Source organism: Nitrobacter sp. MLSD-S21, assembly GCF_058809865.1.
On sequence record NZ_JBXASZ010000001.1, the window covers coordinates 795,020 to 816,526 of the forward strand.

18 protein-coding genes and 1 tRNA gene are annotated in these 21,507 nt (G+C 58.8%); 5 read left to right on the forward strand and 14 right to left on the reverse strand.

What is annotated here, in order from left to right; genetic code table 11:
• Nucleotides 1-10: 10 nt before the first annotated feature.
• Both AC1RT6_RS03990 and AC1RT6_RS03995 read right to left on the reverse strand, forming a co-directional pair.
• Nucleotides 11-940: a polysaccharide deacetylase family protein gene (locus AC1RT6_RS03990; protein ID WP_079446611.1), complete on the reverse strand. Its 930-nt coding sequence runs from the start codon at nucleotides 938-940 to the stop codon at nucleotides 11-13.
• A 180-nt stretch (nucleotides 941-1,120) separates the two neighbouring features.
• Nucleotides 1,121-2,569, reverse strand: coding sequence for a L,D-transpeptidase (locus tag AC1RT6_RS03995; RefSeq protein WP_244553468.1), 1,449 nt, complete (start codon nucleotides 2,567-2,569; stop codon nucleotides 1,121-1,123).
• Nucleotides 2,570-2,771: 202 nt separating this feature from the next.
• On the opposite strand from AC1RT6_RS03995, the gene AC1RT6_RS04000 reads away from it, so the two are divergent.
• Nucleotides 2,772-3,332 (forward strand): CreA family protein, encoded by a 561-nt coding sequence (locus tag AC1RT6_RS04000; RefSeq protein ID WP_079446591.1) that lies wholly within the window; start codon nucleotides 2,772-2,774, stop codon nucleotides 3,330-3,332.
• 42 nt (nucleotides 3,333-3,374) lie between these two features.
• Here AC1RT6_RS04000 and AC1RT6_RS04005 read toward each other — a convergent pair whose 3' ends face one another.
• The 6 genes from AC1RT6_RS04005 to yghU form a co-directional block, all read right to left on the reverse strand.
• On the reverse strand, nucleotides 3,375-3,620 hold the full coding sequence (locus AC1RT6_RS04005; RefSeq protein WP_079446590.1) for a DUF6719 family protein: 246 nt from the start codon (nucleotides 3,618-3,620) through the stop codon (nucleotides 3,375-3,377).
• Nucleotides 3,621-3,747: 127 nt separating this feature from the next.
• Entirely contained in the window at nucleotides 3,748-4,047 is a 300-nt protein-coding gene (locus AC1RT6_RS04010; protein ID WP_079446589.1) for a hypothetical protein, read from the reverse strand.
• A 336-nt stretch (nucleotides 4,048-4,383) separates the two neighbouring features.
• Nucleotides 4,384-5,061 (reverse strand): DUF2161 domain-containing phosphodiesterase, encoded by a 678-nt coding sequence (locus tag AC1RT6_RS04015; RefSeq protein ID WP_079446588.1) that lies wholly within the window; start codon nucleotides 5,059-5,061, stop codon nucleotides 4,384-4,386.
• Between the two features lie 49 nt (nucleotides 5,062-5,110).
• A complete protein-coding gene (gene fabA / locus AC1RT6_RS04020) occupies nucleotides 5,111-5,638 on the reverse strand; it encodes a bifunctional 3-hydroxydecanoyl-ACP dehydratase/trans-2-decenoyl-ACP isomerase (protein ID WP_472789724.1) in 528 nt (175 codons plus the stop codon).
• A 163-nt stretch (nucleotides 5,639-5,801) separates the two neighbouring features.
• Nucleotides 5,802-6,482 carry a 3-oxoacyl-ACP reductase FabG gene (gene fabG / locus AC1RT6_RS04025; RefSeq protein ID WP_079446586.1) on the reverse strand — a complete coding sequence of 227 codons (681 nt, stop codon included), beginning with the start codon at nucleotides 6,480-6,482 and terminating at the stop codon, nucleotides 5,802-5,804.
• A 48-nt stretch (nucleotides 6,483-6,530) separates the two neighbouring features.
• Nucleotides 6,531-7,403, reverse strand: coding sequence for a glutathione-dependent disulfide-bond oxidoreductase (gene yghU / locus AC1RT6_RS04030; RefSeq protein WP_079446585.1), 873 nt, complete (start codon nucleotides 7,401-7,403; stop codon nucleotides 6,531-6,533).
• Between the two features lie 173 nt (nucleotides 7,404-7,576).
• On the opposite strand from yghU, the gene AC1RT6_RS04035 reads away from it, so the two are divergent.
• From AC1RT6_RS04035 to AC1RT6_RS04045, 3 genes are all read left to right on the forward strand, one after another.
• Nucleotides 7,577-8,374 (forward strand): HVA1 family protein, encoded by a 798-nt coding sequence (locus AC1RT6_RS04035; protein ID WP_079446584.1) that lies wholly within the window; start codon nucleotides 7,577-7,579, stop codon nucleotides 8,372-8,374.
• A gap of 67 nt (nucleotides 8,375-8,441) precedes the next feature.
• Nucleotides 8,442-8,801, forward strand: coding sequence for a hypothetical protein (locus AC1RT6_RS04040; protein ID WP_079446609.1), 360 nt, complete (start codon nucleotides 8,442-8,444; stop codon nucleotides 8,799-8,801).
• A 162-nt stretch (nucleotides 8,802-8,963) separates the two neighbouring features.
• Complete coding sequence (locus tag AC1RT6_RS04045; RefSeq protein WP_158081515.1) at nucleotides 8,964-9,119, forward strand: hypothetical protein; 156 nt, start codon at nucleotides 8,964-8,966, stop codon at nucleotides 9,117-9,119.
• A 200-nt stretch (nucleotides 9,120-9,319) separates the two neighbouring features.
• On the opposite strand, the gene AC1RT6_RS04050 is transcribed toward AC1RT6_RS04045, so the two are convergent.
• The 5 genes from AC1RT6_RS04050 to AC1RT6_RS04070 form a co-directional block, all read right to left on the reverse strand.
• Entirely contained in the window at nucleotides 9,320-10,198 is an 879-nt protein-coding gene (locus AC1RT6_RS04050) for a P63C domain-containing protein (RefSeq protein WP_079446583.1), read from the reverse strand.
• A 634-nt stretch (nucleotides 10,199-10,832) separates the two neighbouring features.
• Complete coding sequence (locus tag AC1RT6_RS04055; RefSeq protein WP_493029121.1) at nucleotides 10,833-14,576, reverse strand: vitamin B12-dependent ribonucleotide reductase; 3,744 nt, start codon at nucleotides 14,574-14,576, stop codon at nucleotides 10,833-10,835.
• A 709-nt stretch (nucleotides 14,577-15,285) separates the two neighbouring features.
• Nucleotides 15,286-15,837 (reverse strand): BA14K family protein, encoded by a 552-nt coding sequence (locus AC1RT6_RS04060; protein WP_472789720.1) that lies wholly within the window; start codon nucleotides 15,835-15,837, stop codon nucleotides 15,286-15,288.
• A gap of 218 nt (nucleotides 15,838-16,055) precedes the next feature.
• Nucleotides 16,056-19,031, reverse strand: a complete 2,976-nt coding sequence (uvrA, locus tag AC1RT6_RS04065; RefSeq protein ID WP_079446580.1) for an excinuclease ABC subunit UvrA — start codon at nucleotides 19,029-19,031, stop codon at nucleotides 16,056-16,058.
• A gap of 278 nt (nucleotides 19,032-19,309) precedes the next feature.
• Nucleotides 19,310-20,080: an outer membrane protein gene (locus tag AC1RT6_RS04070; protein ID WP_079446576.1), complete on the reverse strand. Its 771-nt coding sequence runs from the start codon at nucleotides 20,078-20,080 to the stop codon at nucleotides 19,310-19,312.
• 385 nt (nucleotides 20,081-20,465) lie between these two features.
• Here AC1RT6_RS04070 and AC1RT6_RS04075 point away from each other — a divergent pair, with 385 nt between their 5' ends.
• Entirely contained in the window at nucleotides 20,466-20,957 is a 492-nt protein-coding gene (locus tag AC1RT6_RS04075) for a single-stranded DNA-binding protein (protein ID WP_309774632.1), read from the forward strand.
• A gap of 37 nt (nucleotides 20,958-20,994) precedes the next feature.
• Here AC1RT6_RS04075 and AC1RT6_RS04080 read toward each other — a convergent pair.
• A tRNA-Arg gene (locus AC1RT6_RS04080) sits at nucleotides 20,995-21,071 on the reverse strand.
• Between the last annotated feature and the right edge of the window lie 436 nt (nucleotides 21,072-21,507).

Here is a 21,507-nt window from a genome sequence, read left to right on the forward strand (position 1 = left end):
TCGTCGCGCGTTATTCGGAGATCGTCTGGACGACGCTGTTGACCGGCCGGGAACTCACGGTCGGCAGCTTGGTATCCTTCTTCAGTTCCTCGTCGTATTGCGCGAGCGTCTCGATCGGCGCCTTTGCCTTCATCTGCACGACTTTGTATCCACCGGCCTTCAGCCTGCGCAAAACCTCCGGCAGCGCCTCGGCGGTATGCTTCTGGAAGTCGTGCATCAAAATGATACCCTTGCCGACCTTGTCGAGCTTCTTGAAGATGTTGTCGACCACCTGTTGAGCCTTGTGCGACTTGAAGTCGAATGAGTCGACGTCGCAGGAAAAGATCGCGATATTGCGCTCGCCAAGGTAGGTCACCATCTCTGGCGGATGCTGTAGCGCAGGGAAACGGAAAAACGGGGCAGGAGCAGCCTCAAGCGCCCATTTGACGGCGCTGAATCCCTTCTCGATCTCGTCCTTGCGCTGCGCCTCGGACAGCTTCTTGTTGTTGAGATTAGCGTGCGACCATGTGTGCGAGCCGACCGTGTGTCCGGCGGCGGCGACATTCCGCAGGATCTCGGGATGGTAGGTCGCGTGCTTGCCGATCGAGAAGAAGATTCCGGTGGTGCACTGATCGGCAAGCGCCTTCAGCACGGCAGGCGTATTTCCGGGCCACGGACCATCATCAAACGTCAGCACCACTTCCTTGTCGCGCAGGAAGTCGAGTTGCTTGAAATGCTCGAATCCGAAGCCAGGACCACCGGTCGTATCAATTTGGACCACGCGGGCAACACCGAGTGCGTCGGGGCTTCCGTTACAGGCGACCTGCACTCCGCTTGCCCGCGCGGGAACCGGCGCGGCCGCATTCTGGACTCCCTTGGGTGCGGGCGTCTGCGACCAGGCGACCGTGGTCGCACACAACGAAACCGCGCCTGCAAAGATCAGCCCTGTCGTCATGCGCATCTCGATCACCTCAAAGGTTATCGCGGTTGAATCGCCCGCTTTCTCATTCTAGCGCAGCTACAGACGACCCCTTCCACGGAAACGGCATTTATCCCCAGTTGGGCTGCTTCCTCTGATACCGCCGTGTACGCGACCATGGCAATAGCGCCGAGCGAAAGCCCGAGCAATTGAACCGCCACTTTATCGCAGCCCGACGATGAAGTCGGTGCCTTCACCGGTTTCGCTGCCTGCAATACTCTGATCGGAGACAATGATGGAGTCTCCCGTTGAAAAGGCAATAGCGATTTGCGCCATGACGTTCTCAGGGATGGAGATGCGGTTCAACGCGTCGGTGGCGCTATCCGGAACAGGGGTCGGCCTGACCGTTGCGTTGACCACGGTCGTTTTCTGGCCGGACCGACCTTTGAGAACGTGAACTCGGTCGGCGCGACGCTCCAGCGCCGGGAGCGACACGACCGACCAGCGGAAGTCAGCCTTGCTGTCCTTGGCGACTTCCGCGGTGAACACGTGTGTTCCCAAAGGCCGATCGCTCGCGGCGATCGTGATGGGAGCATCGAATATCGGCGTAAAGTTCTGCCGCACATAGATCTTGCTGTCCTTGCCGCTGACAAAGACCGCGATCCGTCCGCTCCGCTTCAGTGCGGAGATCGCCGCGAGTTCAGCCTTCTCCGCACTCGCAGGAGAGGTTTGCGGTTGATCCTCCGACCCTGCGGGGATTTCGGCGGGGGAAACCACCGTATCGCTGACAGGGTTGGCCGCCGCCGTTACCGTGACGTCGGTGTCCCCCGTGTTGCCTGAATCTCCCTTGATCGGCTCGGCGGCCGCCGCCTCAGGCGTCGCAGTGATGGATCCACCGGTCGCAGGCAAACCGGATGTAAGCGATGAAACTTTGACTTGCGACATCGCGGCGTTGGCGTCGGCTTTCACCTCGGCCGGCACGGGCTCTGGCCGACGGCTTATCAGCACAGGGTGCGAAAAATCAGCGGGCGTCACCTCGTCAGGAGTGATGATGACTCGAGCGCCGATCCTGGTCCAATTCCACATCTTCACTGCGAAGTCCAAGGGCATTCGGATGCATCCGTGCGACGCAGGATAACCTGGAAGCGCGCCCGCGTGCATCGCGATGCCAGACCAGGTGATGCGTTGCATGTAGGGCATTGGCGCGCCGCTGTAGATATTCGAGCGATGCCATTTTTGCTTTTGAATGACGCTGAAAACACCCATTGGAGTTCCGTGGCCGCTCATTCCAGTCGACACCGGGGTTTCGGCGAAAAAGCCGTTGGCGTCATAGATCTTGAGCATTTGCCGCCGGATTGAAATGGCAATGATGATGGGGCCATTTGGCTTCCGCGTGACTTTAGCCGCCGATTCTGGCTTTGGGAGCCGGCGATGTTTAGCTCCATGCGCCTGCGGCCTCGTGACGGGCGGCGGGGGAGATCCTTCGTTAAAAAAGTCCGGATAATCGTCCTGCCAGAAGATCTGGCTGCGCGCGGGTGATACAAGTCCGGTCAGGACGGCGATCAGCAGTCCAATCCCGAGGCGTACCGACCAAGGATATGTACCCACGCAAACCGAGGGAACATTGGCGGTCCACCGCATCGTGCGCAGGAAGGACAGATATTCACTCACGCCTTTGTCCTCGAATCATGGTTCAGATTTAGCGCTTCCGACTTCACTTCCTACCGGTCTGTGTCGGTTTTCCGGCTGGCTTCCTTTAAATAATGCAAAATCCTTCACACGAATCTAATTCTCGGCTCGCTCGGCGGTCGAGATCTTTTCTCGGGAACTTGAAGAACTTACATAGGTCGGACTCAGCAAACGGAGCTACCTGATGACATTTCGAGCTCAGATTCATGATGAGAAGCGCCGAACGGCTCGGACCTTTTTGGCCTTCATCGTCCTTACGGTGGCGGTGTTCGCCGGAACATACGCCCATGCAGCAGACGAGCCCGATCTGATCTTTCGTCGCTCGACGGTTTTCAAGCTGCTGACACCGAATGACAAGCTTGCGACGTATGGCGTCGATGATCCTGAGATCGAAGGCGTTGCTTGCCATTTCACGTTACCCGAGAAGGGCGGCATCAAGGGGTGGCTTGGAGTGGCGGAGGAAGTCTCGGATATTTCGCTGTCGTGTCGCCAGATGGGGCCGATTCGCTTCAAGGAAAAGATGAAGCAGGGCGAAGACATGTTCCGGCAGCGGCGCTCGCTGCTGTTCAAGAAGATGCAGATCGTGCGGGGCTGTGACGCAAAACGAAACGTGCTGGTCTATATGGTTTATTCCGACCGAGTGATCGAGGGCTCGCCACAGAATTCGACGTCCTCAGTACCGATCATGCCCTGGGGCGCTTCGGACACCACCATCCAGAAATGCGGGGATTTCATTTCCGATTAGAGTCACGTTCGAAGGCGATGTTAATGCGACGGAGGTACGCATTCACCGCTTTGAGCCGACCCGCGATATGCACTTGCGTGCCGGAACAACGCCGGCCGGGGTCAGTTTCGTACCGGAGATTTCCTTAATCTGCCCCGCCGGACAAGATCCATCATCGACAAGAATGCGTTCGCCCAGCCGCAGATTGACGACGTCGGTCTCTCGCGCAACTTGCGAAGCGTGTGCGGCGGGCGCCGCAATGCTCAGTGTGACAACTATCAAAAAAAGCAGGTCGCAACTTTTCGGCATCTGGTATCCTTCTTAGCAGCGACAATTCGCATTCTCGTAACACGATTTTCAGCGCTGCGAAGAACGTCAGCAGGCAGTCGGAAGAATAGTGCGGTTTGCAGCTAAGCTAATCTCGACTCGACTCGCGTCATAATCGCCTGTCGTTGGCAAATCTGCGAACTACGCGGCGCTCGACCACGACCGAGCGCAACGCGCCCTGCTCACCCGCAATCACGCGCGTCGTAGGCGACCGCGTAACAGCACGAGCGGTCTTCTTGACCTCTGCGTGAACGACATCGAACGGCATTCCAATCAGCGATGCCGCAATCTCCGCCTGCGAGTCGAGATCGTCGGTGATCCCCATGGCCGCGAAGATGGCTTCCTCCAACGTGGGAGGATCGTGGCGAACCCGCCGGATGCCAAATTTTGTATGCCAGCCTTCGCTCATCGTTCGCCTCAATGGTTGGGCAAACTCAGCCCATGAAAATTGACGTGAAACGCCTCAACGCGACATGACCGTGGTCGTTCAAAGAACGACGGTTCTTCGAACCATTGTCTCCGGCATCCGCACTTTTCGATTCAAAAAGAAGCGGAAAGTACAATCAAACCTCATCCTGCTTTAGGTCAGGAGACTCGGTATGCACTCATACGGGATCTAAAGTGGCAAAACAGCTATGCATTTTGACGCGCTTTGCACATTGCCAAGTTGCGCATAAAGCAACATGCGACATGCAGCCGCGCTTTGCCTTAAAGACCCTGCATGGGGTTCTGACTTGCCCGGGGGTTATTCGGCGATCGGTACTACTTCGGATGGCCCCTGAGGCCATCGCTTCAGCGCGGTTCTGCCGGCGTCGGTCAAGGCATAAATTCCACGCTCAATGCGGTCGAACCATCCATAGACATTGTGAAGGAGGATTTTTCCGGCATCCGGAGCTTCCACTCTGAGATCCCGCACGCGGCATGGACCGGTAGCCATTGCGGCTGCGCAAACCAGTGCCTGCTGGCGATACGCTGTCATGATCGGCGTCCGCGTGCTGCCGCCGGCAACTGGATCGCCCTTGCGGCGTTGGTGCTCTATGACCAGCCGAGAGCGCTTCTTGGGATTGCGGCGCGGACTGACAGCGGAGGGCGCCACCAGCACTTCAACGCTCCCTTGGTGTGTCACCCCGAGCATTCCGAACCCTAGCCGCCGGCACAGGTTCCGATAGCGCGCGTCGCTCTCGCGTCCCTTGCCGTTCATCGACAGCCTGGCGGCAAGCCAGACCTCATCGCATGCGCCTGCGCGCTCGACGCCTTGAAGAATGAGTTCCAGATTGAAACTCAGTTTCAGCTCGCCGATCACGACGATCGGCGGATCATCGCCGCTGAGCGCAACCAGATCGCAGCCGCCGACTTCGCCCTTAACAGTGAAGCCAAGGCTTTCAAGATGACGTTTGACCGGAAGATAAAGCGAGGTTTCCACGTTGCACGCTCAGGCCGACTCAACGGCCCGGATCTTATCAGTCGGTCGGCTAAGTCGGCGACCCTGGAAGGCTTTTGAACAGGCCGAGCCGAAGATCTTTGGCACAATAGATCATATCGCCGTCAACGCTTACCGTGCCGTCGGCAATTGCCATCACCAGCCTCGAACGCCTCACCCGTTTGATGTCCACCGTGTAGGAAAGCCTGCGCGCATGCGGCAGAATCTGACCTGCAAATTTCAAATCGCCGAGACCGAGGGCACGAGCTTTCACATTCCGGTCGCGGCCAAGCCAGACCAGATAAAATCCCACCATCTGCCAAAGCCCATCGAGACCAAGACAGCCGGGCATCACCGGATCGTTCTGAAAGTGGCATTGGAAGAACCAGAGGTCCGGTTTGATATCGAGCTCAGCGCGCACCAGTCCGCGCCTGTATTTTCCGCCGCCTTCCGTGATTTCCGTGATGCGATCGAACATCAGCATCGGCGGTAATGGCAGTTTGGGTTCGCCAAAACCGAACATCTCGCCACGGCCGCAAGCCAGCAAATCCTCGTAGGAATAGCTGCTGCGGCCAGGCATCTGCTGATCCCTGTAGAAAACCCTAGGGCTGGGAACTTCTTATCGTCGCTACCATAGATAGCATAACTGCCATAATTACACGCCACAAGAGAAATGCAAGAGTCGAAGAACCGTAGGTTACTAAAAACCCGGTTAGACCGTTTGCAAGAGGAGAAGGTCGCGTTCAGACGCGTCCACGCACCGGTAGTAGCGCGCCGGTGACTCCGCTTGCCGCATCGCTTGCCAGAAACAGAATGACATTCGCTAGTTCCTGCGCCGTCACCCACGTCGCGAAATCCGCTTTGGGCATGTCCCTGCGGTTGGCTGGCGTGTCGATCGTCGAGGGCAGGACGGCATTGACGGTCACCTTGCCTTTCAACTCGGAGGCAAGCGCTTCGGTCAGCCGATGCACGGCCGCTTTCGACGCAGCATAGGCGCCCATGCCAGCGCCGGCCTGTAATGCTCCGGTCGCGCCGATGTTGACGATACGTCCGGCGCCGGATGCAACCAGATGCGGGATCGCGGCCCGCGAGGTGTTCAGCGCGGTCGTCACGTTGATCGCGTAGAGGTGCTGCCATGTTTTGGAGTCGCCGTCCGCGATAGTTTCGAACGCGAATGCACCGGCGATATTGACGAGGGCATCTAGCCGGCCGAAATGCGCAGCCGCCGCATCCACGGCCCGCAAGGCTTGTTCTGGGTCGGTCAGATCGACGCCGTCGAACTCGATCCGGTCAGCGGTAGCACCGCCGTTTACAGCAGCGCGGTCGATGCCGGCCACCTTGGAGCCGCGCGCGATGGCGGCGTCCGCGACGACCTTGCCAAGTGCGCCGGAGCATCCAGTGATGACGATGACCTTTCCATGCATTGAAGGAGCCTCCAGCTCGGATTGGCTGTAGATGAGGAGGGCAGGGCGTCAACCCTGCTTCACGAGCTTGTCCTGCGTCCGGGTGGTGAAGTCGGAGGCGTCGTGACGCTCGTGAAGCTGGCTTGCGGGATCACCGGATGTGCGGTTGACGATGCGGCCGCGCTTCACCGCAGGCCGAGCGGCGATCTGCGCGGTCCAGCGTTGCACGTTCTTGTAGCTTTGGACGTCGAGGAAGGTGGCACTGTCGCCGTAGAGCCTGCCCTCGGCCAGGCCGCCATACCATGGCCACACCGCGATGTCGGCGATGGTATATTCAGTACCGGCAAGATATTCATTGTCCTTGAGCCGCCGGTCCAGCACGTCCATTTGCCGCTTCGTTTCCATCGCGAAGCGATTGATGGCGTATTCGATTTTCTCCGGCGCATAGTTGTAGAAATGCCCGAAGCCGCCGCCGAGATAGGGCGCGCTGCCCATCTGCCAGAATAGCCAGGACAGGCATTCCGCGCGCGCCGCCGTTGCCCTCGGAATGAAATCGCGGAACTTTTCCGCAAGATGCAGGAGGATCGCGCCGGACTCGAACACGCGGAGCGGCTCGGGTCTCGAGCGGTCAATCAGGGCCGGTATCTTCGAATTCGGATTGACCTCGACAAAGCCCGAGCCGAACTGCTCGCCGTCGATCTGGATCAGCCACGCGTCATACTCCGCGCCTGGATGCCCGCGCGCGAGCAGCTCCTCGAACATGATCGTGACCTTCTGGCCGTTCGGCGTTCCTCGCGAATAAAGTTGAAAGGGGTGTTTGCCGACGGGCAGCACCTTTTCGTGAGTCGCGCCTGCGGTCGGACGGTTGACGGACGCGAATCTGCCGCCATTCTCCTTGTCAAAGGTCCAGACTTTGGGCGGCGTGTAGGGGGCGTCGGTCATCAAGAGGCACTCCGGAAGAGCGAGTATGCTAAGGAAAAAAGGCAGGATACCGCAGCTAGTTAGGCCTGAATGCGAACGGCCGCAAGCGGTGGACGCAACTGGAAAGCTCTGTCGCATTTGATCGGCATCCTGGAAGGAACGCTGGCGTGCATCAGGTGTTTTGAGGACGAACAATGAAATCAGCACGCTCCAGCCAGATGAACCGAGCCATTCTCGCGATCGACATCGGGGGGTCCCACGTCAAAATGATGACCAGCAAGGACCGCATCAAACGCGAATTCGAATCTGGCCCCGATCTCACGGCAAAGCAGATGGTGCGCAAGGTCAAGGCGCTGACGAAGGATTGGTCCTACGACGTCATTTCGATCGGCTATCCCGGCCCGATCTGCGGCAATCGCCCGCTGCGCGAGCCCTTCAATCTCGGCGAGGGGTGGAAGGGCTTCGACTTTCAAAAGGCGTTCGGCAAACCGGCCAAGGTCGTCAACGACGCGCTGATGCAGGCGCTCGGCGGATATCGCGGCGGGCGGATGCTGTTTCTGGGGCTCGGCACCGGGCTTGGCTCGGCGATGATTGTAGATGGCGAACTGGAGCCGATGGAATTGGGCCACCTGCCATATCGCAAAGGAAAGACCTACGAGGACTACGCGGGTGAGGCCGGACGGCAACGCCGCGGCAACAAGAAATGGCGCAAGCACGTCACCGATATCGTGATGCAACTCACGGCCGCGCTCGAACCGGACGAGGTGCTGATCGGCGGCGGCAATGTCGCGCATCTCGACAAGCTGCCGCCGAAATCGCGCCGTGGCGATAATGCCGATGCGTTCGAGGGCGGGTTCAGGCTGTGGGGAGAGGATGACAAGGGCCACACCCGCCGCGCATCCGAAGACGATCCGCAATATAAAATCAAAAGCAACAAGACCGGTCGCATCGCAGCCCGCAAGGGCAGCGCGCTTGAGCACGCGGGCAGGTGAGGACACAACGGCGCGGCGTTCGAGGATTTGAATGGTTACGCCGCCGCCGAATGCTTATGATCGGCTCATGTCGCGCCTCCTGTGTTTATCGATTGTCATCCTCCTTCTGCCGCTGCCGTGGGTTTCCGCGGAGGCGGCGCACCGACATGGAAAACACCCGCATCCCCCGCACACCTACGGCTTTCTGCCGGGGTATCATCAGCCGCTGAACAACGCGGCTCCGCTGTTCAAGCAGGAGGCATCGGTGCTACGCAATGCGCGCCGTGAGCAGCGTCATTGGTATATCGGGCCGACGCCGCACTATTACTGGTATGGCACACCGTATTATTTCGGCCGGCCCGGATTCTATCGCGGCCGCTACAACGGCGGCAGCATCGGCCCGTGCTGGACGCAGACGCCGATCGGACCGGTGTGGACCTGCGGGTGAGTGTGCGCTAGAGCATGATCCCGAAAAGTGGAAACCGGTTTTCGGAAAAGATCATGCTCAAACAAAAGGATAAGCGACGAGTCTGATTCAACGCAGTTGAAACAGACTCTAGGCGCTGACGATGCACGGGGCTTACGGGCCGAGACAACAAAGGTACGAACAATGAATGATTTTCGGGAATGGCGCAGCTCGACGCGAGAATACAACGGGGCGCCGAATATGAGCAAACGCCGCAAGAACATCTACGTGATAGGCGGCGCAGTCCTGCTGGTTGCTTTCTTCGCCGGGTTGGTGGTTATCAAACAGCTCGGCATTTGATGAGGCTGCTGGGCTTGTGAGGTTGTCTGCGCACCGACGCGCCTTTGCCATGGTTGGACGTGAGCCAATCAAGCTTGGAATGGGTTTGCCCAAGGGCAGTTGTCCAACCGCAGGGCGAGTCAGCCGGAGGCGTAACCCGCCATCACGCCATCGAGGAAGAAGTGCGGCGGACTACGTTGCGCTACTCCGCCTGATGCTGGCTAGCCATCGCCGAGATCAAGATCGAGTTGGCCGCCGTAGGCTCGCAAATAAAGTCGATTAAATTCGTTACGATTGTTGGACGCGCGTAAGAGTGCCATGACTCCGCTCATTTGAGAACGAAAGTGCTCTAAGCCAAATCCTTCAGTTAGAAGTTGGTGATGCCGGTATTTGCGCTGGTAGTTGGGCAAGGAGGGATTCATCTCATCAAGCTTGGGCAGGACAGGTTTTGGTAGATGACGATAGATTAGATTGCGGACAAGCTTGCCTGCGTACCTTGGACCGCGATTGCCTGCCTTATGTTGCCAGCCGAACACCCTAAACATCTCTTGGAAAAATTCGACAGGCACGGCCTTCATCCAAGGACGGTGTTCCGGTAAAATATATGCGTCTAGAATCTTCTGAAGAGCCTGCTCTTCGCGATATCTTTGATACCCAGTCGCTTCATCAACAAGCGCGATAATGCCAACGCGAGACAATCCACTCAGCAGCACCTCACATTGATGAGCAATAAAGAGCTGTTGCTCTTGCAGAACTCCCATGCGTGCTGCTGCCACAACAGCTTCGCACAATGCGGGTAGGACCTCCGCAGGAAGAGCATAGGCTTTTGCTCCACTTGGCTTTTTGATTTCAATCGGAGATTCGAGCTTAAGTTGTATATGTCGCGGAATGTTCTGAGCAATACGGTTGCGGGACGCAAACAACTCAAGTCGATTTTTCCCCGCGACCATTGAGCCGCCACTGGCAAACCCCATCGCGCTCTGAATGTCTGAATATAGAAGAACTCTTTCTCCGTCTTCGAGTACGTAACATTCGATGGTGATATCGCCAAGCTTAAGTGGATTGTCGGGAGAACCATACTTCACAGAAACAGATTCCATGTGGTCAATCCTTTAAGATTAGCATCTTGCCTTCAGTGACAGGTTAAATTTGAAAGGGACGGCTTGCAGCCGTCCCCAATACTATTTGCGGTTATACGGGGATTGGTTCGTTGGTTTGAGTGAAATCCCGTTCTCCGAAGCTTTCGCTCGCACAGCGGTCTCCGTGCGACCGAGGTGCAGCCCGATCACGCGCGTTGGCGTATTACCTTTTGCTTCTTGGCGGAGTTGTTTTACCTCGCCGGCCGTCCAAGCTTTGCCTGAGTTCCTGTCGTATTTAGCCATTTGTCTCGTTTTCTGCCCATTGGGCGTTGGAAAACGTTGAGGCTCCGCTGGACGCCGGACTGCAGAATCGCTTAACTGCTCTTGCTACTGAGAGGAAGCTTCTGCTTTCTCGATGCCCCCGTAAGTACCTCAACAGTGCTTCACGGATACCAATGCCGAGGTTTACCTCGGCATTGGTATTTCGAGCGAACGAATCAATTCTACCCATTCTTAGAATATATCGACGGATTCGGCCTTATCGCAGCCCACTTATCCCCATCTTCAATCGACCTATGATGGAGGGCCGCTCTCACTAGCGACCCTTATTTTTTTATCGTCCGCATCACCGCCGACGACAACCGATGCCCTTCGTTCACGAACACCCCGTCGTGCTTCCGCACGTATCGCACTTCATGCAGGTGCCGTTGCGCACCAAGGTGAAGTTGCCGCACTCCGAGCACATCTCACCCTCATAGCCTCTTGCTTTCGCTTCGGCGCGGCGCTCGGCCTTGGTCGGTGCGGTTGCATGCGCGGCGGCGGCCTTGCTTCTTTGCTGCTGTTCCAGCCGCTCGGTCGGCGAGAGGTCGTGCTCGGTCTCCTGCTTCAGCGCGGTTGCACCTTCGAGCGTGTCGCCCACGCGCGAGGAGGAGAGGGCGGTGACGTTGGCCCCTCCGCTCCGACTCTCTCCCGCGAGGGAGGAGGGTGAACCGCCGCGCATGACGACAAGATTATCGGTCCGCGAGCGGGTCAGGCCCTTCGACACGTAGCGGGTGGCATGCTGGCCTTCCGGCGTCTTGCCTTCGGCCACACCCTTGCCGAGTGCGTCAAAGCCGGTCTCCGACGGATCGACGTGGGCGAGGTCGTAGCGGCTCATGTAGCTGACCGCGAGTTCGCGGAACACGTAGTCGAGGATCGAGGTCGCGTACTTGATCGAGTCGTTGCCCTGCACTGGTCCCGCCGGCTCGAAGCGAGTGAAAGTGAAGGCGTCGACATATTCCTCCAGCGGAACGCCGTATTGCAGGCCGAGCGAAACCGCGATGGCGAAGTTATTGATGAAGGAGCGTAGCGCCGCGCCTTCCTTGTGCATGTCGATGAAGATTTCGCCCAGGCGGCCGTCGTCATATTCGCCGGTGCGCAAATAGACCTTATGCCCGCCGACGACAGCCTTCTGGGTGTAGCCCTTGCGGCGGTCCGGCATCTTCTCGCGCTCGCGCAGTACGACGATGCGCTCCACCAATTTCTCGACGACCTTCTCCGCCACCTGCGTGGCGCGCGCGGCCATCGGCTTGTCCATCAGCGCCTCGATCGCGTCGTCGTCACCGTCATCATCGGCGATGAGCTGCGAGTTGAGCGGCTGGGACAGTTTCGATCCGTCGCGATAGAGCGCATTGGCCTTCAGCGCGAGCTTCCACGACAGCAGGTAGGCCGACTTGCAGTCCTCTACCGTGGCGTCGTTCGGCATGTTGATGGTTTTCGAGATCGCGCCCGAGATGAACGGTTGCGAGGCCGCCATCATGCGGATGTGGCTTTCGACCGAGAGATAGCGCTTGCCGATCTTGCCGCAGGGGTTGGCGCAGTCGAACACCGGATAGTGTTCGGCCCTGAGGTGCGGCGCGCCTTCCACCGTCATCGCGCCGCAGATGTGCACGTTGGCGGCTTCAATTTCGCGCCTGCTGAAACCGATCGCCGTGAGCAGGTCGAAGGTCGGCGAGGCGAGGGCGTCGGTATCAACGCCGAGCGTGTCACGGATGAAGTCTTCGCCAAACGTCCATTTATTAAAGGCGAACTTGATGTCGAACGCGGTCGGCAGCGCCTTCTCCACCTTGGCAATGGCCTCGTCGGTGAAACCCTTGGCCTTCAGGGTGGAGACGTTGATACCCGGCGCGTTGGACAGCGAGCCGTGACCAACCGCATAGGCCTCGATCTCGGCGATCTCGCTCTCGCGATAGCCGAGCGCGCGCAGCGCCTCCGGCACCGCGCGATTGATGATCTTCCAGTAGCCGCCGCCGGCAAGCTTCTTGAATTTCACCAGCGCGAAGTCGGGCTCAATGCCGGTGGTATCGCAGTCCATGACCAGACCGATCGTGCCGGTCGGCGCCACCACGGTGACCTGCGCGTTGCGGTAGCCGTGCTGCTCGCCGAGCGCGAGCGCATCGTCCCACGCCCTGGTCGCGTGGGCGATCAGGTCCGCTTGCGGGCAGGAGGCATGGTCGAGCGGCACCGGATTCACCGCGAGCGCTTCATAGCCGTTGGATTGACCGTGCGCGGCGCGGCGGTGATTGCGGATCACGCGCAGCATGTGGCCAGCGTTCTTCTTGTGGCCGGGAAAGACGCCGAGCTCGCCGGCCATCTCGGCGGAGGTCTTGTAGGCGATACCGGTCATGATCGCGGTCAGCGCGCCGCACAGTGCGCGGCCTTCCTTCGAGTCATAGGACAGGCCCATGGTCATCAGGAGGCCGCCGATGTTGGCGAAGCCGAGACCCAGCGTGCGGAATTCGTAAGACAGCTCCGCGATCGCCTTGGACGGGAACTGCGCCATCAGCACCGAGATTTCCAGCACGACGGTCCAGAGACGAACGGTGTGCTCATAGGCATCGACATCGAACTGCTTCGAGGCGGTGTCGTGGAACGTCATCAGGTTGGCGGAGGCGAGGTTGCAGGCGGTATCGTCGAGAAACATGTATTCCGAGCACGGATTCGATGCACGGATATCGCCGGATGCCTTGCAGGTGTGCCAGTCGTTCATCGTGGTGTTGAAGTGCAGGCCGGGATCGGCCGAGGCCCATGCGGCGAAGCCGATCTTCTCCCAGAGGTCGCGCGCCTTCAGCGTCTTCGTCACTTTTCCGGTGGTGCGGCCGATCAGATTCCAGTCGCCGTCGGTCTCGACCGCGCGCAGGAAGTTGTCCTTCAGCGACACCGAGTTGTTGGAATTCTGGCCGGAGACGGTGAGATAAGCCTCCGAATCCCAGTCGGTGTCAAAGACCGGGAAGTCGATCTCCTTGTAGCCTTGTCGCGCGAACTGAATGACGCGCTTGATGTAATTGTCAGGGACCAACGCACGGCGGGCGAGCTTGATCTCACGGCGCAGCGCCGGGTTCTTCTCCGGCACAAAGCAATCGTCACCCGAGCCCTCGCAGTTGACGCAGGCGCGCATCACCGCCTTGAGGTGCTTCTGGTTGATCCTGGAGCCGGTGACGAGAGCGGCGACCTTCTGCTCCTCTTTCACCTTCCAATCGATATACTGCTCGATGTCCGGATGATCGGCGTCGACCACCACCATCTTGGCGGCGCGGCGCGTGGTGCCGCCGCTCTTGATGGCGCCCGCGGCGCGGTCGCCGATCTTGAGGAAACTCATCAGGCCGCTGGAACGGCCGCCGCCCGAGAGACGTTCGCCTTCGCCGCGCAGGCGCGAGAAGTTGGAGCCGGTGCCGGAGCCGTATTTGAACAGGCGCGCCTCGCGCACCCACAGGTCCATAATGCCGCCTTCGTTGACGAGGTCATCCTCGATGCCCTGGATGAAGCAGGCATGCGGCTGCGGGTGCTCGTATGACGACTTCGACTTGGTCAGCTTGCCGGTCTTGAAGTCGACGTAGTAGTGGCCCTGGCCGGGGCCGTCGATGCCATACGCCCAGTGCAGGCCGGTGTTGAACCACTGCGGCGAGTTCGGCGCCACCATCTGGCGCGCCAGCATGTAGCGCAGTTCGTCGTTGAAAGCCCGCGCGTCCTCTTCAGAGGTGAAGTAACCGCCCTTCCAGCCCCAATAGGTCCAGCATCCACTGAGCCGATCGAACACCTGCTTGGCCGAGGTTTCACCGACGATGCGTTCGTTCTCGGGGAGGGCGCCGAGCGCGTCGGTATCAGGGACCGAACGCCACAGCCATGAAGGGACCGTTTCCTCCTCGACCTTCTTGAGGCGCGCCGCGACGCCGGCTTTCCTGAAATATTTCTGCGCCAGCACATCGGAAGCGACCTGCGACCACGGTTCCGGCACCTCCACATTCTCGAGGCGAAACACCACGGAGCCATCCGGATTACGGATCTCGCTCGTGGTCAGCCGGAAATCGATCCCGGCATAGGGTGATTGACCGTCCCTGGTATAGCGCCGTTCGAATCGCATTGTTTCGTGCCCCGTAACTGTCCGTCACCGCTTCGGCGGCGTTGGCGGTTTCCATTCGCGGACTCTTGCGCCCGCAGTTCGGCCAGTGGTTCCGGCCCTGTTTGGAAGTCCGATTCCGACCAGAGGACCTGCGGCCCGTGGCTATCTCGGACTCAACGCCTCACATCCCCATTTGCGCCAGTTTCGATCTGGTTTTTGGTGTTCCTGACACCTCGGCTCAGCGCAGACACGTCCGCGCTCCGCTGCCCAAACCGGCGGACGAAGTGCCCATTCTGGAACCTTTCAGGAGCGACCGGCGGAACCCGAAACATACTCGCGCCAACCGAAATCTAAGCTAGGACGACTCCCTTGCGCACGTCAAGGACTAGTGCAGATTCTTGAATCAAATACTAAATATGGTGGAAAGAAGGGAAAACCAAGGGTCGAATCGCGCCTTGGATGACTTCAAGTATCGGTGAGTGTTCACGGATTCCGAAACGGAAAAAGTCTCTGATGTCGTCCCACCGACGAATTTCGCCCGCTGTTCACAAGACAGCTATTTATTGCACGCGAGGGGTTGCTTCAGAGACGCGACTCGCTACGCGCGACCAACCGTTCAGCGGATAAATAGCTAAGGTGTGCCGGGAACGGCAAAGCGAAGAAGATAAAAGAAAAAGGAGCGGTGCTTTTGGCACCGCTCCTGACGGGGCCCATGAAGGGGGCAAGCTAGTTACGGACAGCGATGGCGTTTGCCGTCGTGGCCCAAATAGGTTCCGGAACGCACATCGTATGATTTGAACCGTTGCTGGCAGTAGGAGGCATCCCTGCCAGAGCCGTTGCTTTGGACCGCGGTGGGACCATCATCGTAATAATCGTCATCGCCGTAATATGGGGAGCCGTAGTAGGGGGAAGAGTACGAGTAATAAGGCGATCCCCAACCACCGCCCCAACCCCAACCTCCACCCCAACCCCACGGGCCGCCCAGCAAGCCGCCACCAATAAAGCCGGGATAAAACCCGCCACCCCAACCTCCACGCCACCCGCGGCCGGCCCAGCCAATACCGCCGCCGCGCCAGCCTCCACCCATGCCCATGTGATGCCCGCCACGCCAGCCGCCACCGCCCATGTGTCGGCCACCTCCGCCCATACCAATGTGTCCGCCGCCACCGGCGAATCCTTGAGCCTTTGTTCCCAATCCTTGTGCATAGCTTGGCGACGCAATGGCCAGCGGTGCTGCAACCGCCAGGACGGCCGCCACCAGTACTGGTTTGAAACTAAACATCTTCACAACTCCATGTCGGATTCGAATTTAGGCTTTCGCTCACGAACAAAACGTGGCGATAGGTGGCGAGTTCCGCAACGGGGCTTTCGGAAATGTTCCATCACCGGAACAGGCATCCATCACAACAAAAACTGACTGAAAAATATCGTTTCAGATCATATGCATAAGAACAAATCCTTATAGATGAATTTATCGTTCACAAGTTTGCGTCTCGTGCGTCATTCAGCCGCTTCGCTCGCGTTATGTCGCTTCGGCTTTCCTGCCTTCTTCAGCACCGGCTTCAAAAAATTTCCGGTATGACTGCGCGGCGCTTTCGCAATGTCTTCCGGTGGTCCCCAGGCAACGATCTCACCGCCACCGTCCCCACCATCGGGGCCAAGGTCGATCACCCAATCCGCGGTCTTGATGACTTCAAGATTGTGTTCGATCACCACAACTGTATTGCCCTGCGCGACCAGCTCGTGCAGCACTTCAAGAAGCTTCTTTACGTCATGGAAGTGCAGACCAGTTGTCGGCTCGTCCAGAATGTAGAGTGTGCGGCCGGTCGCGCGTTTCGACAGTTCCTTCGCGAGTTTGACGCGCTGCGCCTCGCCGCCAGACAACGTGGTGGCCTGTTGCCCCACATGAATGTAGTCGAGGCCGACGCGATGCAGCGTCTTGAAGGTTTCGCGAACGCGCGGTACCGCCTTGAAAAATTCGGCCGCTTCCTCGACCGTCATGTCGAGCACGTCGGAAATCGACTTGCCTTTGAATACCACCTCGAGCGTCTCGCGATTGTAGCGCTTGCCCTTGCAGGTGTCGCAGGTGACGTAAACATCGGGGAGGAAGTGCATCTCGATCTTGATGACTCCATCGCCCTGGCAGGCCTCGCAGCGCCCACCTTTGACGTTGAAGGAGAAGCGGCCTGGCGCATAACCGCGAGCCTTGGCTTCCGGCAGGCCGGCGAACCACTCACGGATCGGCGTAAAGGCGCCGGTGTAGGTCGCAGGATTCGAGCGCGGTGTACGCCCGATTGGCGACTGGTCGATGTCGATGATCTTGTCGATGTGCTCCAGACCCTCGATGCGGTCGTGGGGCGCGGGGGGATCGCTCGCATTGTTCAGCTTCCGCGCGATCGCCTTGTAAAGCGTGTCGATCAGCAGTGTCGACTTCCCGCCACCGGAAACACCCGTGATGCAAGTGAACAGACCGAGCGGAACTTCCGCGGTGACGTTCTTGAGGTTGTTGCCGCGCGCATTGACCACCTTGATGGTGCGGCGATGGTTGGGCGGCCGCCGATCCGGCACCTCGACCGCCAGTTCGCCGGTGAGATACTTGCCGGTCAGCGACTTCGGGTTGCGCATGATATCGGCCGGCGTGCCCTGCGCGACGATATGGCCGCCATGAACGCCGGCGCCGGGTCCGATATCGAGCACATGGTCGGCGAGGCGGATGGCATCCTCATCGTGCTCTACGACGATCACCGTGTTGCCAAGATTGCGAAGCCGCTTCAGAGTTTCAAGCAGGCGGGCATTGTCGCGCTGGTGCAAGCCGATGGAAGGCTCGTCCAGCACATACAGTACGCCGGTCAGGCCTGAACCGATCTGCGAAGCAAGCCGAATGCGCTGGCTCTCGCCGCCTGACAGCGTGCCGGAAGCGCGTGACAGCGTAAGATAATTAAGGCCAACGTCGAGCAGAAACGACAGTCGCTCGCGGATCTCCTTGAGTATGCAGCCGGCAATTTCGTTCTGCTGCACCGAGAGCACTGTCGGAACGGTCTCGAACCATTCGCCGGCAAGACGAACAGACAGTTCGCTGATCTCGCCGATGTGCTTGCCCCCGATCTTGACGCACAGTGCCTCCTGCTTGAGCCGATAGCCCTTGCAGGAATCGCACGGCACGTCGGAGAAATATTTTCCAAGCTCCTCGCGCGCCCATTCGCTTTCGGTTTCGCGATAACGACGATCGATGTTGGGGATAATGCCTTCGAATGGCTTCCTGGTTTCGTAGGAGCGCACGCCGTCTTCATAGGAGAACTTGATCTCACTGTCGCCCGAGCCATGCAAAAGCGCGGCCTGCGTCTTCTTCGGCAAGTCCTTCCATTTGGTATCCAGAGCGAATTTGTAAAATTTGCCAAGCGCGGTGAGGGTCTGCAAGTAGTATGGTGACGACGATTTTGCCCACGGTGCGATCGCGCCTTTGCGCAGCGTCAATTCCCTGTTCGGGATGACGAGATCTTCATCGACGTGCTGCTCGATACCGAGACCACCGCATTTCGGGCAGGCGCCGTAGGGATTATTGAACGAGAACAGCCGCGGCTCGATCTCAGGGAGTGTGAAGCCGGACACGGGGCACGCGAACTTTTCCGAGAACAGGATGCGTTCAGGACCGCTCTTGTCGTGGATCTTCGCGATTTTCTTCTTTTCGCCCTCTCCGGCGAGAGGTGAAGGAGGCGCGTCCGCATATTCGATCACCGCCAGCCCCTCTGCGAGCTTCAAGGCAGTCTCGAATGACTCAGCCAGCCGCTGGCCCAGGTCCGGCCTTACAACGATGCGGTCGACTACCACGTCGATATCGTGCGGAAACTTTTTATCCAGAGTGGGAGCATCGGCAAGTTCGTAAAAAGCTCCGTCGATCTTGACGCGCTGAAAACCCTTTTTGAGATACTCTGCCAGTTCTTTTCGATACTCGCCCTTTCGGCCGCGAACGACCGGCGCCAGCAGATAGAGCCGCGTGCCATCGGGTAGCGCCAATACCCGGTCGACCATCTGCGACACCGTCTGGCTTTCGATCGGCAGGCCGGTTGCAGGCGAATAGGGCACGCCGACGCGCGCCCACAATAGCCGCATGTAATCGTAGATCTCAGTCACGGTCCCCACGGTCGAGCGTGGATTCTTCGAAGTCGTTTTCTGCTCGATGGAGATCGCCGGCGACAGCCCGTCGATCTGATCGACGTCGGGCTTCTGCATCATCTCCAGAAACTGACGCGCGTAAGCCGACAGGGACTCGACATAGCGGCGCTGACCCTCGGCATAGATGGTGTCGAACGCCAGCGAGGACTTGCCAGAGCCGGAGAGGCCGGTGAACACCACGAGCCTGTCGCGTGGGATTTCCAGATCGACATTCTTGAGGTTGTGTTCGCGAGCGCCGCGAATCGTGATGGCGCGACTCGCGGGACTCAATTGTTGCCGCTTCGCCTTGATGACTTCGTCCATGACAGGCTTTTCCGGATGCAGAAGCCGCACCGCGTTTGGGCGCGCCCCGCCGGGCAATCCCCGGAGTGGCGCCATCTGTAGCAGTCTGTGGAACGTAGATAGAACAGCGGGCGATTTCCAGAGGGCGTCAGCGATCATCCCCGATTTCATCGGGAGGAGCAGCACGGCGTATCAGTAGGCTGCCCGTTGGCGGGGTTGCCTGCGACCCGTGGCTCAAACAAAAAGGCCGGCAAAAAGCCGGCCTTTCAAGTTTTCCAAGAACGTCGGATCAGACGCGATCAGTACCGTGCAATGGCTGGGCCACCCCAGCGGTAATTGATGCGCGCCGTGACGAGATCCACGTCCTGGCCGATATTGTCGGTTCCAAACAGCGTACCGGCGGCCCCTGCAACACCATTGTTGATGAAGGTATATCTGTTGCTACCCATAAAGATGTGATCGTACTCGAATCCGAGCGACCAGTTTGGCGCAAATCCATATTCGAGGCCGACGCCGACCGTAGCGCCCCAGTCGGTATTATTGACGTTGTTGGTCACCTGAACGCCAGTCAGGGTGCCAAGGCTCCGGTATCGGTTAGAGGTCACGGCGGCGCCGCCCTTCACGTAAAGCAACGTGGCATCCCAAGCATACCCGACCTGGCCAGTGAACAGGCCGAACGCACCCAGATGGCTGTCGTTGGTGAAGGCAGGGAAGGCGAGGCTGGCACGGCGACCACTTATATCGGCCCAGTTACCCTGAGCTTCCAGCCCGAACACCCAATTGCTGCTCTGCCAGCGATAGCCGATCTGACCACCGGCCGTGCCGCCGGTTGCGTCATGGCAACCTTCACGCGCCACGACAACCCCTGCGGGCGTCGTGAAGTCCCAGCAATTGCGGCTCGATCCCCAGCCACCGTTCGCGCCGATGTAGAAGCCGCTCCAATCGTAAATCGCGGCCACCATCGGAGGGGCCTTCGTATATGGACGCGGGGCAAGGTCGGCCGCAGTGGCGGGCGCGGCACCAAGGCCAATAGCGAGAGCACCGACGGCCCCAATCAGAAACTTGTTCATTTCAATCCCCGGATTTTTGCTTTAATTTCAACAACTAAAGCGCGAGCGCTGCTAGTTACCCCGAAACTTGTGAATCAGTTATACCCTCAGGCGCGGCAAATTGCCGTCTCTCAAATGCAACACTCTAGGTCAAATTGGTTGTCCCCGCGGGCGGAGTATCTCGGCGAGAGGTCTGCGCGGACTTTTGGGCTTATTCTTGAGAACAAATAAAGAACATTATACCATACTCGATCCGTGGATAACCCGGCGATGAGCCTCTCGGCGCGGCGAGGGGAGTGTAGGCTGCTTGAACGCCGTCACGGCTCGATTTTGAAGCGGCAACATCCGTTTGGGTTAGCACCGGTTTTGAGCTAGCAATCGGGAATTGGGGACATGGAGAACGGCGATGGCGGGTAGCGTGAACAAAGTTATTCTGATTGGCAATCTCGGAGCCGACCCGGAAATCAAGCGGACCCAGGACGGACGGCCGATCGCCAATCTGCGGATTGCAACCTCTGAAACCTGGCGCGACAGGACCAGCGGCGAGCGCAAGGAAAAAACAGAGTGGCATCGCGTCGTGATTTTCAACGAAGGCCTCTGCAAGGTTGTTGAGCAGTATTTGAAGAAAGGCTCCAAGGTCTACATCGAGGGTCAGTTGCAGACCCGAAAATGGACCGACCAAAGCGGTGTCGAAAAATACTCCACCGAAGTGGTGCTACAGAATTTCAATTCGACTCTGACAATGCTCGATGGCCGCAACAGCGGCGGTGGCGGCAACTTCGGATCTGACGATTCCGGCGGCGACTTCGGGTCCGGAAGTCCGTCAGGCGGAGCGCCGCGCCGCGCCGCGGCCGCCGGTAGCCACCGCAGCGACATGGACGACGACATTCCGTTTTAGCGAGTGAAAATAACCTGGTGTTTACTGCGCCGGTTTTTGGCGATCCCGGCAGGATTCGAACCTGCAACCCGCGGAGTAGAAATCCGCTACTCTATCCAGTTGAGCTACGGGACCGTTTAAAGCTTCATCTCCCAAAAGCTTCATCTCACCGCAATATGAAAAAACCGCCTTCGCGCCAAGTCCGATCCGAACCATTTCGATCGGGCGGGCGACAAACACGTGCGATCCGTTCGTCTCGAGTGCGTACAGACGCCTCGTACGGGCAGTCCGAGGACGATGAATCGGAATTCCTTTGCGCTGGACTTATACTGTAGCGACACGGGATAAAGCAATGAATCTGCTACATTTTGGTGCATTTTCTGGCACGGGCGGTTTGATTCTGACATTCGCATCCCGTTCAGGCCGGTGTCGCGAAGTTAAAAACGAACGACCAACAGCAAGTATAACCTGTTAGTGGAGTTTTGGCCGTGATCGTGTTTCGGACTCGCGGCCCATGGATTGCAAGTGTCAAATTCGATTTCGATGCCGCACAGCGCAGAACTCTGACCCG